Here is a 14,775-nt window from a genome sequence, read left to right on the forward strand (position 1 = left end):
GATATCCTCCACAGAAAACGGTGGGAGCGAGAAGAGGGGAAGGAAGAAAAACAGAGATAGAGAGATAGAGTTGTTTAAGAAGCTGTCGCAGGGTTGAAAAGCCATGCGAAGAGATGTGAACAGAGCAAAAGAAGGCTGTTCGCTTGGTTCAAGTCCAACACATCGGCGAAGGGTAAGCAAGGGAAACTGAGTTTATCAAAGATCTTTGACATATTGGGAAAGTAAAATTGTAGTAAATAGTCGTATACGCCTGTATGCAAAGGAGTATATGGAAAGATTTTTAAAGCGAATAAGGGCGCATGGTGGATGCCTTGGGTCTGAGAGGCGAAGAAGGACGTGGTAAGCTGCGAAAAGCCGGGGGGAGCTGCACACAAGCGAAATATCCCCGGGTCTCCGAATGGGACAACCCACTATACTGAAGGTATAGTACTCGAAAGAGAGCCAACCTCCTGAACTGAAACATCTAAGTAGGGAGAGGAAAAGAAAACAATAGTGATTTCCTGAGTAGTGGCGAGCGAAAAGGGAAGAGCCCAAACCGCAGGAGCGAGCTTTTGCGGGGTTGTAGGACTACATTTAGGAATTATCAAGAAGCTGAATTATCTGGAAAGATAAGCCATAGCAGGTGAAAGCCCTGTAGGCGTACAATGATAAGGACGCGTAGTATCCTGAGTAGTGCGGGACCGGAGGAATCCTGCATGAACCAGCCAGCACCATCTGGTAAGGCTAAATACTCCTCAGACACCGATAGTGAACCAGTACCGTAAGGGAAAGGTGAAAAGTACCCCGAATAGGGGAGTGAAATAGTACCTGAAACCGTGCGCTTACAAGCGGTCGGAGCTCTCAAGAGTGACGGCGTGCCTTTTGCATAATGAGCCTACGAGTTGCTCCTAACTGGCGAGGTTAAGTTCTTCAGTAACGGAGCCGTAGCGAAAGCGAGTCCGAATAGGGCGAATAGTCAGTTGGGGCAGACGCGAAACTTTGTGATCTATCCATGAGCAGGTTGAAGTTCCGGTAACACGGAATGGAGGACCGAACCCGTTAGCGTTGAAAAGCTTTGGGATGACTTGTGGATAGGGGTGAAAGGCCAATCAAACTGAGAGATAGCTCGTTCTCCCCGAAATGTTTTTAGGAACAGCCTCAGATATAGAAGTTTACCAGAGGTAGAGCTACTGATTGGGCTAGGGGGTTTCATCGCCTACCAAACCCTGACAAACTCCGAATGCTGGTAAATATCTCTGGGAGTGAGGCTGCGGGCGCTAAGGTCCGTGGCCGAGAGGGAAATAACCCAGATTAGCAACTAAGGCCCCCAATACGTAGTTAAGTTGAACAAACGAGGTGAGACTTCAATAACAGCCAGGATGTTTGCTTGGAAGCAGCAATTCATTTAAAGAGTGCGTAACAGCTCACTGGTCGAGAGGTCTTGCACGGAAAATAATCGGGCATCAAACTACGAGCCGAAGTTCTAAAATTATACTTTTAGTATAATTGGTAGGGGAGCATTGAAACCAGCGTTGAAGGTGTGGCGTGAGCCATGTTGGAGCGGTTTCAAAAGAAAATGTAGGCATAAGTAACGATAAAAGGAGTGAAAAACTCCTTCGCCGAAAGTCTAAGGTTTCCTGATCAACGTTAATCGGATCAGGGTTAGTCTGGACCTTAGGAGCACCCGAAAGGGGAATCTGATGGGAAGCGGGTTAATAATCCCGCACCTGCTATACGATGAAAGTGACGCAGTGACGTGGTGGTTGCGAACAGACGGATGTTCGCCTGAGAGGAATCTTCGGAGGAATCGAAACCATAAAATTGCTGCCAAGAAAAGCGAGTATAGCAGCCAGTACCGCAAACCGACACAGGTAGACGGGATGAGTATTCTAAGGCGCTCGGGTGAGCCGTGGAGAAGGAACTAGGCAAATTGACGCTGTAACTTCGGGATAAAGCGTACCGCTGCGAAGCGGTCTCAGTAAAATGGTTCAACCAACTGTTTAACAAAAACACAGGGCCCTGCAAAATCGTAAGATGACGTATAGAGCCTGATACCTGCCCGGTGCCGGAAGGTTAAGGAAGGGGGTTAGGATTAAACCGAAGCTCTTGACTGAAGCCCCGGTAAACGGCGGCCGTAACTATAACGGTCCTAAGGTAGCGAAATTCCTTGTCGGGTAAGTTCCGACCTGCACGAATGGTCTAATGAGTTGAACACTGTCTCCTCCACGAGCCCGGTGAAATTGTAGTATCGGTGAAGATGCCGGTTACCCGCCACGGGACGGAAAGACCCCGTGAACCTTCACTACAACTTTGCATTGATTTTGAGCAACAAATGTGTAGGATAGTTGGGAGACTATGAAGTAGTGTCGCCAGGCATTATGGAGTCAACGTTGAAATACCAACCTTTTGTTGCTTAGAACCTAATCCCGCCAGAGGCGGGAGACATTGCATGGTGGGTAGTTTGACTGGGGTGGTCGCCTCCTAAAAAGTAACGGAGGCTCGCAAAGGTACCCTCAGTACGGTTGGTAATCGTACGCAGAGCGCATTAGTAGAAGGGTGCTTGACTGTGAGGCAGACAAGCCGAGCAGGTGCGAAAGCAGGCTAAAGTGATCCGGTGGTTCTGTATGGAAGGGCCATCGCTCAAAGGATAAAAGGTACTCCGGGGATAACAGGCTGATCTTACCCAAGAGCTCATATCGACGGTAAGGTTTGGCACCTCGATGTCGGTTCGTCACATCCTGGGGCTGGAGAAGGTCCCAAGGGTTCGGCTGTTCGCCGATTAAAGTGGCACGTGAACTGGGTTCAGAACGTCGCAAGACAGTTCGGTCCCTATCTGTGGTGGGCGTTAGTAAATTGAGTGGACGTGACCTTAGTACGAGAGGACCGGGTTGCATGTACCGCTGGTGTATCAGTTGTGCCGCCAGGTGCAATGCTGAGTAGCTATGTACAGCCAGGATAAACGCTGAAAGCATCTAAGCGTGAAACCTTCCACAAGATGAGTTTACTTTTAAGGGTCGTCAGAGACGATGACGTTGATAGGCTACAGATGTACAGCTGGTAACAGCAAAGTCGAGTAGTACTAATTACCCGTAAGCTTTATTTTTTTTATTTACACAAAACACTTCCCAATATGTTAACTTATTGAAGAGTTTATGGTGGTTATACCGAGGGTGTTCACCTCTTCCCATTCCGAACAGAGAAGTTAAGTCCCTCATGGCCAATGGTACTTGGGCCTTGTCCCTGGGAGAGTAGGTAGCTGCCGTATTTATCCTAAAGAGGCTGTATCAAAAGCGATTTTGATGCAGCCTTTTAATTTTTGGGTATTGGGTTCAGGATTTTTTATTTTCTATGATTTTGGAGGGAGATTTATTTAAGACAGGCTTTTTATGCTGCCATTTTAAAAGTATTTTCTTTGTTTTTGCCCTTTGTGAACTTTTGAAGGTTGTGTGTCATAGCTATCAGGCCTATTTCGATGGATACTTTTTGATTGCCACGCAGTCTGAACCGCCGGAAGCCTTTATTCTGCTTCCAGTTGGCAAATACTGGTTCCACATCTGCACACCGCTTTTTGCGTTTTGTATTCCTTCTTCACTTCGCAGCCGTTGTGCTGCCTGTTGTTTTAACCAGCGAAGAAGTTGTCAATGCTCCTTTTCTTCGCCTGTGCATTTCTCCCAAATTTCAACTTTAGTACAACCTGTTGAAATTAACTCCTGTATGACTTTCTGTTTTCTGTTTCTCTTCTTCAGTAAAATATTTACCTGCTTTTTTTATGATTTTTTTGTCCATGTTTTACACTTTTTGGAGTAACCTATTTTAGGAAAAGACAAATTAATTTGTTTCATTTAATAAAACAAGCATCTACTCTTTTTCCCCATTATATCCATTGTAAATTAGCTTTGTTTTTTGGGGAAATATAATTCAGGTCATTTTTTTGTAAAAAATCTGCAATTATGGAAGGATGGAACTTTACTACTTCTCCAACAACGATTATAGAAGGATTTGTAAGTCCTGCATATTGTGATTTTAAGTAAATATCCTTTACTTTTCCAATAATAATTTTTTCGCTTTCAGTAGTGCCATCTTGAATAATTGCAACAGGAGTTTCGTTTTTTCCATAACTTGAAAAAATTTGCATGATCTTTTCCAGTTTACTCATTGCCATTAAAATAACGACGGTTGCAGTTGACTGTGCAGCCAATTTTAAATCGGGCGAAATTTTTCCTGCTTTATTTGTACCGGTAGTTACCCAAAAGCTTTCATTAATACCCCGGCTCGTGAGTGGTATCATTTGTGATGCAGGTACAGCAAGTGCACTGGATATGCCTGGAATCACCTCTACCTGAATGCCTGCATTGCGGGCAGCATCAATCTCCTCTTGTGCACGACCAAAAACAAAAGGATCTCCCCCTTTAAGTCTTACTACCTTTCCATGTGAAAATGCATATTCAATAATGAGATGATTAATTTCTTGTTGAGAAAGAGAATGGCATCCATATCGCTTGCCAACAAATTTTTTGACGGTATTTGATTTTGCATATTGCAACAATGTTTCATTTGCAAGCGCATCATATAATATAACGTCTGCAGACTTAAGTGCATTGATTGCTTTTAATGTAATTAGTTCAGGATCTCCAGGCCCCGCTCCAACTAATAATAAATAAGGATTAGGCATAAAAATAACATTGTAAATAAAAATATATAATATTTTTTATCAAAAATAACTAATTATTTAATCATTTTGATTATTTTTATCTACTAAATGATAATTTTTTTGATAAAATAATCAATCTTTGATAATATTCTATCACATAAAATTATAAATAATACGATTGTTGCCATTTTTATAAGTTCCTTTTTAATGACCTAAAATCGTTTAAAATGAAAATAATAATTATTGGCAATGGTATGGTTGGTTATAAATTCTGTGAAAAGTTGCTGAAAAAAGCAAAACAAAATCAATTTGAATTAACAGTATTCGGAGAAGAACCAAGACCTGCTTATGATCGCGTTCATCTAACTGATTATTTTTCCGGCACGTCTGCGGCAGATTTATACTTAGCGCCATCTGACTGGTACAGAGAGAATAATATCCAACTGCACTTAGCTGACCCCATAAAAAACATAGACAGAAAAAACCAAATCGTGTATTCGCATAAGGGTATCAAGAGATCTTACGATTATCTGGTTATTGCTACGGGATCATCGCCCTTTATTCCAGACATTCCCGGTATAGAAAAAAAGGGGGTATTCATGTATCGAACGATAGAAGATCTGGAATTAATGAAGGATTTTGCAAAAAAGGCAAAAAATGGTGCGGTAATTGGCGGGGGACTGCTTGGTCTTGAAGCAGCAAAAGCAATGATTGACCTCGGCATAGCACATACACAGGTAATTGAATTTGCACCCCGACTTATGCCACGACAAATTGATGATATCGGTTCAAAAATTCTTCAATCAAAATTAGAAGCAATTGGTTTGAAAATTCAAACAAATAAAAATACAAAAGAAATTATTGGCGATGATTGTATAAAAGGAATGATCTTCTCAGATAATTCAAAAATTGATGTGGATATGCTGGTAATTTCTGCCGGAATAAAGCCAAGAGATGAACTTGCCAAACAGGCAGGTCTTGAAATTGGTTTACGTGGAGGGATTGTTGTGAATAATAATTTACAAACCAGTGACGCTCGAATCTTTGCTATTGGTGAATGTGCTTTATATAACAATATGATTTACGGTTTAGTTGCACCTGGTTATGAAATGGCAGATGTTGTAGTATCATACCTTACCAATGGTAATAAAATATTTAATGGCTATGACATGAGCACCAAATTAAAATTAATTGGCATTGATGTTGCCAGCTTTGGTGATCCTTTTATTCAATCTACTGATTGTTGTTCGCTTGTATATGAAGATACCCTAAAAGGTATATATAAAAAAATAAATATAACTGCAGATGGTAAATACCTTTTAGGTGGTATATTAATTGGAGAGGCAGAAACATATAACATGTTGTTGCAAACAACAAAAAACAAACTTGTATTGCCTAAAAATCCTCAAGATATACTTTTAGGGCCGGGCAGAAGTGAACCTGGAGCCGGACCAGGTGTTTCAGGCCTTCCAGATGAAGCTTTAATATGCAGTTGCGAAAGTGTTACCAAAAAAGATATATGCCATTCAGTATTGCAGGGATGTGAAACAATAGACGCAATAAAACAATGTACAAAAGCAGGTACCGGCTGTGGAGGATGTATGCCAATGGTAAAAGACTTGATGCTCCATGAAATGAAAACACAAGGCAAGTATATTCGAAATGTTATATGCGAACATTTTAATTATTCGCGTCAGGAATTATATGATTTAATCAAACTAAAAAACCTTAAATCATTCGACGAAGTATTGGATGTTTTGGGTAAGGGTGATGGATGCGAATTATGCAAACCGCCTGTAGCTTCAATATTAGCAAGTTTATGGAATGAAATGATATTAAAAAAAGGAAATGACACTGCGCAGGATTCTAACGACCGTTATCTTGCGAATATTCAAAAAGGCGGTACTTATTCAGTAGTGCCAAGAATTCCGGGTGGAGAAATTACACCAGATAAATTAATTGTGATTGGTGAAATTGCAAAAAAATACAATCTCTATACAAAAATAACGGGTGGGCAGCGAATTGATATGTTTGGTGCCCATTTAAATGACTTACCAGAAATATGGAAGGAACTGATTGAAGCGGGTTTTGAAAGTGGTCATGCATATGGGAAAGCACTTCGAACAGTAAAAAGCTGCGTTGGTTCAACTTGGTGCAGATTTGGCCTGCATGACAGTGTAAGTTTTGCAATTGAAATTGAAGAAAGGTATCGTGGATTACGTTCACCGCATAAACTGAAAGGTGGTGTAAGCGGCTGTATCCGTGAATGTGCTGAAGCACAATCAAAAGATTTTGGCATTATTGCTACAGAAAAAGGCTGGAATCTATTTATTTGTGGCAATGGCGGCTCTAAACCCCAGCATGCATTACTCCTTGCAACTGACATTGATAAAGAAACATGCATAAAATATCTTGACAGGTTTCTTATGTTTTATATAAAAACAGCTGATCCATTAACACGAACTGCAACCTGGCTTAATAAAATGGAAGGTGGAATTGATTATTTACGTAATGTAATAATTAATGATAGTCTTGGTATTAATCAGCAATTAGAGCAAGAAATGAGCGTACTGATCAACAGCTATAAATGCGAATGGAAAGAGGTGGTCGAATCACCTGAATTGCGTAAACGCTTCTCGCATTTCGTGAATGCACCTTCTGAAAAAGATCCTACTGTTCAATTCGAAAATTTGAGAGAGCAGAAAAAAGCAGCAAATTGGAAATATTAAAAACAAATAAATATTAAAATATGAATGTAACAACTACAGAAATTTCACATCCTCAAACAGAGCTGGAGGAAAATAGTGTTATATGGCTACCCGCTTGTCATAAAAATGACGTCCCTTTAAATGGCGGTGTATGTGTTAAATATGAAAATGAACAAATTGCATTGTTCCATTTCAGCAGACGTGGTGAATGGTATGCAACACAAAATCTATGCCCACACAAACACCAAATGGCATTAAGCAGAGGAATAATTGGAACTCAAAACGATGAACCAAAAGTGGCTTGTCCTTTTCATAAAAAAACATTTTCGCTGATTGATGGGCGTAGTATGAACCAAAGCGAAGATTGTAATATTAGAACTTTCCCTGTTAAACTGGAAAACGATTTTGTATACATAGGTTTCATCAATAAACACAAGTAAAATATTATATGAAAGCATTCAAAATATAAAGCCTGGTAGATTGCACCCTGCCCAGGCTCTATGTTTTAAATAAATACGTTCACTTAAAACCAAACGAATTTACATGAAAAAAAAATTAATTGCTGTGGGAATTTTTGGTATAATCTTTTTGTTTGATTTCTTACCATTACAAGCCCAATTTTCGCTTTCTGGTCAAATAAGGCCAAGATCTGAGTTCAGAGATGGTCAGGGTGCGCCTTTGTCTAATGGTTTAGCTCCTGCTTTCTTCATTTCGCAACGCACACGACTTATTGCCGGTTTTAAATCTTATCGGTTAAAATTTGGGTTGTCTTTACAGGATGTTAGGCTATGGGGGCAGGATGTATCAACAATTAACCAAACGACCACACAAAACAACAATGGATTAATGCTGCATGAAGCATGGGCTGAAATACTACTTACTGACACTACCCTAAAAAACAAAGCACTAAGCTTAAAGATAGGCAGACAGGAATTAGTGTATGATGACCAACGCCTCATTGGAAATCTCGATTGGCTTCAACAGGCCAGAACACATGACGCTGCTGTTTTGAAATATGAAACATACCAATGGATGATACATTTAGCTGGTGCATTTAATCAAAATACTTCAAATTCTTCAGGTACAATTTACTACAGCACCCCGCCGGGTAATTATGCTGCTAACACCAATGGCGGCAGCATGTATAAAAGTATGGAATTCTTATACATAGGTAAAAAATTGGCAAATGGAAATGTTTCGTTCCTGTTTTTTACAGACCAATTCAATAAGTACACTACAGATAGTAATGCAACAAAAATATTCCAAACTGGTGTATGGGGAAGAGCCACTACCGGCCTCTATTTTAATGACCTCTTTTTAAATAGTGTTGCTGTAACTGCTTCTACCTATTATCAATTTGGTAAAAATGCAACAGGCCAACCATTGAGTTCTTATTTACTCAGTGGTTTTGCAAAATATATTTTTAATAAAAAGATTAACACTGGAATTGGAATTGATTATACATCCGGTGGTAAAAGCGGTAATACAAGCAATACTTTTGATCCTTTGTATGGAACCCCCCATAAATTCTGGGGTCTCATGGATTATTATTATGCAGCAAGTCCATTTGGTAAAGGTGGATTGGTTGATGTTTATTTAAAAACTAAATACACGCCCTCAGAAAAGTTTTGGATTACAGCAGATTTACATTCATTCTCAAGTGCAACGAGTATTGTTAACCCTAATAACCTGAGTAGTAATAAAAAGGGATTGGGCACTGAGCTTGACTTTGTAGGTTCTTATAGTATTACAAAACAAGTTAATATAGAGTCAGGTTATTCTCATTATTTTAGCACGGCTTTACTTACCTCACCTAATGTAAAAAATATAGCAAATGCCAGATCAGGAGCAAACTGGGCTTATCTTATGTTAGATATAAAACCTGAATTCTTTTTCAAATAAAAACCCAACGCTTCCTAATTACTATTATCTATTTTAAGCAACTAAAATATTATTTATTATGCAAGTTTCTCCAAATACAAAACCACTTAATCGATTAAATATATTCAGTATCAGGGGTGTTCAAATGCGCAGTTTTCACATTACCTGGCTAATGTTCTTTGTTTGTTTCTTTGGCTGGTTCGGTCTTGCACCTTTAATGCCAACCATTCGTACTGACCTGCACCTTACAAAATCACAGATTGGCAATCTGGTTATTATTTCTGTCTCTTCTACTATCATTGCCCGATTAATTATAGGAAAATTATGCGATATATGGGGCCCCCGATTAACAGCTGTCTTTTTACTCATATTTGGATCCATACCGGTTTTCCTTGTTGGTTTATCAAAAGATTATACCAGTTTTTTATTATTTAGAGCAGCAATCGGGATAATAGGCGCTTCGTTTGTAATTACCCAATTCCATACTTCCCTTATGTTCGCTGGTAACATCAAAGGTACCGCTAATGCTATAGCGGGAGGATGGGGAAATTTAGGAGGTGGGGTAACAAATATGTTAATGCCTCTGATTTTTGCTGCAATAGTTGCTGCTGGTTTTACAAAACATGAAGCATGGCGATATGCCATGATAATTCCGGGAACCATGATGCTGTTAGTAGCCATACTCTATTACCGATATACTAAAGACACTCCGGAAGGAAATTTTTCTGAACTCAACAAAGCTAAAAATTCGAGAAAAAAAACAGATTGGTCAGTGATTCGAGATTGGCGGATATGGACACTTGCATTGGCTTATGCTATGAGCTTTGGTATGGAAATAACTTTCGACAATGTGGCTTCCCTGCACTTTGTTGATACATTTAAATTATCACAATCTTCTGCCGGTTTTTGGGCAGGTATCTTTGGCTTTATGAATTTGTTTGCCCGTGCGCTGGGAGGAGTTGCGTCTGATAAAATAGGAAAAAAGTTCGGAATGAAAGGGAAAGGGTGGCTTTTAGCCATGATGCTTTTGCTGGAGGGTATAGGCATTATCATTTTTGCGCATGCAGGCACTTTATTTTTTGCAATTATTTCCATGCTTTCATTTGCATTATTCCTAAAAATGGCAAATGGTGCAACCTATGGTATTGTTCCTTTTGTCAATGAAAAAAATGTAGGACTTATTAGTGGTATTGTTGGAGCCGGAGGCAATGTAGGAGGTATGTTATTTGGATTTTTATTTAAATCAACGAATATTTCTTATGTACAGGCTTTTACCTATATCGGATATATGGTAATTACAGTTGCAGTTGTAGTTTTTATAACTCGTTTTTATACGGTGGTAAAGTCTGAATCTATTCATCCAAATACAGAATTAGCTATAGCATAAAATTGTATTATAAACAAGGCAAGTTAAAAAAAACAGAAAGAAATAAGGACAATTCATGCCTGAACAAAAAGACATAAAAACAAATTATAGCTTATTGAATAAGTCAGCAATGAAAACAACATGTTGCTATTGTGGCGTGGGGTGTGGTATTGTAATAAATAATGACCAACATGGAAACATAATTGTTGAAGGCGATAAAGAACATCCGGTGAACAAAGGTATGCTTTGCAGTAAAGGTATGAATCTGCATTATACAGTAATGGATCAGAGTGACAGACTTTTATATCCTGAAATGCGGTATAATAAAAACCAATTACGACAGCGAGTATCGTGGGAGCAGGCCTTAAACAGGGCCGCCGCAGTTTTTACATCAATTATTGAAAAATATGGACCGGACTCAGTTGCTTTTTATGCCTCCGGACAATGCCTCACAGAAGAATATTATGTAATCAATAAATTGATGAAAGGATTTATTGGCAGCAATAATATTGATACCAATTCCAGGTTGTGCATGAGTAGTGCAGTAACCGGGTATAAAATGAGTTTGGGGCAAGACAGTATGCCTGTTAGTTATGATGATATTGAAATTGCTGATTGTATTTTTATTGCCGGTGCAAATCCTGCATGGTGTCATCCTATCTTATGGCGAAGAATCGAGGCAGCTCTTGAAACAAATCCTAATTTGAAAATTATTGTTAGTGATCCGAGAAAAACTCAAACTGCAACTAAAGCAAGTTTATACCTGCAATTAAATCCCGGAACAGATGTAGTATTGCATCATGCCATAGGTAGGGCTTTAATTGAACAAGGAGATATCGATATCAATTTTATAGAATGTAGTACGGAGGGTTTTGAACAATACCGAAATAACGTAATGCAAAGAACAATTGCTGAAGCTGCAATTATCTGTGGTCTGGAAGAAAAAGAAATTTATTTGGCAGCTTCATTTATTGGTAATGCAAAAGGATTTATTTCAATGTGGGCGATGGGACTGAACCAAAGCGTTATTGGGGTTAACAAAAACCTAAGTCTAATTAACCTTAATCTTATTACAGGCCATATTGGGAAGCCGGGTTCCGGACCATTTTCGCTAACCGGCCAACCTAATGCAATGGGAGGAAGGGAAGTTGGTGGCATGGCCAATCTGTTACCCGCACACCGGGATTTAGCCAATGCAGCACACAGAATTTATGTACAGAATTTTTGGAAAGGAAAGCAAATATCTCCTAAACCCGGGTACACAGCAACGGAAATGTTCGAAGCATTAAACGATGGCAGACTGAAGGCAATATGGATTGTATCCACCAATCCATTGGTTAGCCTGCCTAATGTTCGATTGGCAGAAGATACACTAAAAAAAGCAAAATTCGTTGTAGTTCAGGAAGCGTCTAATAAACCGGAAACTTTACTATATGCAGATATTGTGCTTCCTGCAGCCACATGGGCTGAAAAAGAAGGAACAATGACCAACTCTGAAAGACGAATTTCTTACTTGAACAAAATTGTAGATGCCCCGGGAGAAGCCTTACCAGATGCTGAAATTATTTGCAGGTTTGCGCAAAAAATGGGTTATAAACAGTTTAACTATAAAACATCATCAGAAATTTTTGATGAGCATTGTGCACTTACTAAAAATACAAAAATTGACATTAGTGGTTTAAGTTATAATATATTAAAAATACAAAATGGGGTACAATGGCCCTACCCCTCTGGTGAAAAAGGGAGTGGTACTAAACGATTGTTTACAAACCATCAGTTTGATACACCTTCTAAAAGGGCAATTATACATACCATTAATGATCATATTGAACTGGAGAAGCCGGATGAAATTTTTCCTTTAATACTTACTACCGGGCGTATCAGAGATCAATGGCATACCATGAGTAAAACAGGAAAAGTAAATAAACTCAAACTTCACATTCCTGAATCATTTTTAGAAATACATCCTGATGATGCATCTCAAAGAAATATCAAAGAAAATGATTTGGTAGAAATTAACAGTAAAAACGGACAAGTGCGGGTGAAAGCAAGAATATCATCAAACATAAAACAAGGAGTCGTTTTTTTACCAATGCATTGGGGAAAAATTTTAAAAAGCGATCTAAACAGGGCAAACAACCTTACTAATAATTTAGTTGACCCAAAATCAAAAGAACCTGATTTTAAATATACTGCCGTTCAGATACAGGGATATAAAAAAGCAAAAGAAAAAATTATTATAATAGGTGCAGGAGCAGGCGCGTTTGGGTTCATAAAGAGTTATCGTGATCGAAATAAAGCAGACGAAATTATTGTTTTTAGCAAAGAAGCCTTTCCTTTTTATAATCGGGTTATGCTGCCAGATTACATTAGTGGTTGGCAAAACTGGCAACACTTAGTAAAAATGACAGATGATGATGAAGATCAATTAAACATTAAATTACACAGAGGTACAAGTATTGAGCAAATTGACAGATTAAATCAAACAGTAACTGATAGCAATGGGGAAATACATCACTATAATAAATTGGTGATAGCAACCGGTAGCCGGGCTGCTAAGCTCCGGGATGTACCTCCATTGAAAGGCATATTCACTATGAGGAACAGAAACGATGCGGATAGTTTTAAAAATCATATTGACCCTGCCAAAGGAAAAGTAATTATAATTGGTGGTGGTATATTAGGAATAGAATTAGCAGCTTCGCTTCGTGAAGTAAACTTGAATGTAACCATTGTTCATCGTAATTCAAGATTAATGGACAAGCAATTAGACCAGCTGGGTAGTCAACTATTGCACGAAGAGTTGTATAGTAAAAATATAGAAATTTATTATAATGATGAAATTGAGCGCTTAATTGGCAATAATTCTGTTGAAGGAATCAAATTAAAAAGTGGTGCAATAATTGATTGCCAGGCAATTATAATTGCTATAGGTACAGTACCGAATATTAAACTTGCAAAAGATTGCGGGTTGAATTGTAAACGAGGCGTGATAGTAAATGAATATTTGCAAACCAGTGATCCAAATATTTTTTCAGTAGGGGAAATTGCAGAGTTTAAAGGATTTTTGTATGGGATTACAGTTGCAGCAGAACAACAGGCTGACATAGCAGCACGATATATTTCAGGCGATATTTCAAAATATTATGAAGGCTCAATATTTATGAATATTTTAAAGATGCGTGGAACAGATTTTGTTTCCATAGGCACTATTGAATCTCCTGACAATAAAGAGTATGAAGAGGTAGTTTTTATAGATAAGGCCAAACGCTATTATAAAAAATGCCTCATTCACAATGACCGATTAATAGGGGCAATCTTAATCGGAGATAAAACTGAGTTCCTTGATTTTAAAGATCTAATCGAGAACAAAACAGAGCTTTCAGAAAAACGTCTGTTATTATTGCGTTCAGGCAATAAAACAGAGCCGCTACTGGGTAAATTGATTTGCAGTTGCGGCAACATCGGTGAAGGTAATATTATTAACAAAATTAAACAGGGATATAATGATTTAAAATCATTATGCGAGTCCAGCGGTGCGGGTATGGGTTGCGGCAGCTGCAGGCCTGAAGTACAGACCATTTTAGAGAAAAAAATGTCAGAATGTATGAATTTAACAGAAGAAAAAAAAAATAATGACTGTATAGATTTAATTACAAATCGAAAAGTGATGAAAATAAAAAAACATATTAACTTAAATAAGTTACATTATTTTTTTAAACATACAAAAAAAATAGAATATTTTCAATTTGAAGAAGATTTTGTTGAGGAAAATGTTCGTTGTATTCCAATGATTGTAAGATTTAAAATGGATGAAGTAGGAATAAAATTAAAATTAAAAGAATGGGCAATGATGAGTTTAAACGAAAAGAAAAAACTGGCATCAATCAATATTACAACTAAAAAAGAGAAAAAAAAATATTATAATTATACAAAAATTATTATAAAAAAATACACCGGTTTAGACCCAACAAATTTGCAAATTGAAGATGACCCTGAATGGTCAAATATAGAAAAAATTCCAGAAAAATTTTTAACAAAAGCCAGTGAATTCAACTTACCAATTAATCTTAATCAATGGAAAAATTTGAGCGATTTACAACGTTTTGCCTTACTAAAATTGTGCAGACCAGGACATGAGAATAAAAATTTTATAAAAGCAATAAAAGAATTCAAATTATCCTAAAGAA

Annotated in this window: 6 protein-coding genes, 1 tRNA gene, 2 rRNA genes and 1 pseudogene (1 of these 10 running past the window's edge); 8 read left to right on the forward strand and 2 right to left on the reverse strand. The window is 38.1% G+C overall.

The window, feature by feature from the left end; all coding sequences use genetic code 11:
* The 3 genes from AC3QLY_RS04970 to rrf form a co-directional block, all read left to right on the forward strand.
* Positions 1-11, forward strand: a tRNA-Ala gene (locus tag AC3QLY_RS04970); it begins 63 nt to the left of the window's first position.
* A 268-nt stretch (positions 12-279) separates the two neighbouring features.
* A 23S ribosomal RNA gene (locus AC3QLY_RS04975) occupies positions 280-3,082 on the forward strand.
* A gap of 48 nt (positions 3,083-3,130) precedes the next feature.
* A 5S ribosomal RNA gene (rrf, locus tag AC3QLY_RS04980) occupies positions 3,131-3,244 on the forward strand.
* A 119-nt stretch (positions 3,245-3,363) separates the two neighbouring features.
* Here rrf and AC3QLY_RS04985 read toward each other — a convergent pair.
* Positions 3,364-3,546, reverse strand: a pseudogene (locus tag AC3QLY_RS04985) (transposase); the annotation flags it as partial.
* Positions 3,547-3,853: 307 nt separating this feature from the next.
* Positions 3,854-4,651, reverse strand: coding sequence for a uroporphyrinogen-III C-methyltransferase (gene cobA / locus AC3QLY_RS04990; protein WP_074417861.1), 798 nt, complete (start codon positions 4,649-4,651; stop codon positions 3,854-3,856).
* A gap of 206 nt (positions 4,652-4,857) precedes the next feature.
* Here cobA and nirB point away from each other — a divergent pair, with 206 nt between their 5' ends.
* From nirB to AC3QLY_RS05015, 5 genes are all read left to right on the forward strand, one after another.
* Complete coding sequence (gene nirB, locus AC3QLY_RS04995) at positions 4,858-7,359, forward strand: nitrite reductase large subunit NirB (RefSeq protein ID WP_074418970.1); 2,502 nt, start codon at positions 4,858-4,860, stop codon at positions 7,357-7,359.
* Positions 7,360-7,379: 20 nt separating this feature from the next.
* Positions 7,380-7,778 (forward strand): nitrite reductase small subunit NirD, encoded by a 399-nt coding sequence (gene nirD, locus AC3QLY_RS05000; RefSeq protein WP_074418969.1) that lies wholly within the window; start codon positions 7,380-7,382, stop codon positions 7,776-7,778.
* A gap of 103 nt (positions 7,779-7,881) precedes the next feature.
* Positions 7,882-9,240, forward strand: a complete 1,359-nt coding sequence (locus tag AC3QLY_RS05005; RefSeq protein WP_288096658.1) for an alginate export family protein — start codon at positions 7,882-7,884, stop codon at positions 9,238-9,240.
* Between the two features lie 58 nt (positions 9,241-9,298).
* The gene (locus AC3QLY_RS05010) at positions 9,299-10,606 is read left to right on the forward strand and encodes a NarK family nitrate/nitrite MFS transporter (RefSeq protein ID WP_074418968.1); all 1,308 of its coding nucleotides are present in this window, start codon (positions 9,299-9,301) and stop codon (positions 10,604-10,606) included.
* Between the two features lie 109 nt (positions 10,607-10,715).
* Positions 10,716-14,771, forward strand: coding sequence for a nitrate reductase associated protein (locus AC3QLY_RS05015; protein WP_492990813.1), 4,056 nt, complete (start codon positions 10,716-10,718; stop codon positions 14,769-14,771).
* The last annotated feature ends 4 nt before the right edge of the window (positions 14,772-14,775 follow it).

The organism is Hydrotalea sp. GW822-HT8A01, assembly GCF_058798575.1.

Bases quoted from the DNA above. Each gene is read 5' to 3' on its own strand.
- cobA (WP_074417861.1), bottom strand. From the start codon at position 4,651: ATGCCTAATCCTTATTTATTATTAGTTGGAGCGGGGCCTGGAGATCCT.
- nirB (WP_074418970.1), top strand. From the start codon at position 4,858: ATGAAAATAATAATTATTGGCAATGGTATGGTTGGTTATAAATTCTGT.
- nirD (WP_074418969.1), top strand. From the start codon at position 7,380: ATGAATGTAACAACTACAGAAATTTCACATCCTCAAACAGAGCTGGAG.
- AC3QLY_RS05005 (WP_288096658.1), top strand. From the start codon at position 7,882: ATGAAAAAAAAATTAATTGCTGTGGGAATTTTTGGTATAATCTTTTTG.
- AC3QLY_RS05010 (WP_074418968.1), top strand. From the start codon at position 9,299: ATGCAAGTTTCTCCAAATACAAAACCACTTAATCGATTAAATATATTC.
- AC3QLY_RS05015 (WP_492990813.1), top strand. From the start codon at position 10,716: ATGAAAACAACATGTTGCTATTGTGGCGTGGGGTGTGGTATTGTAATA.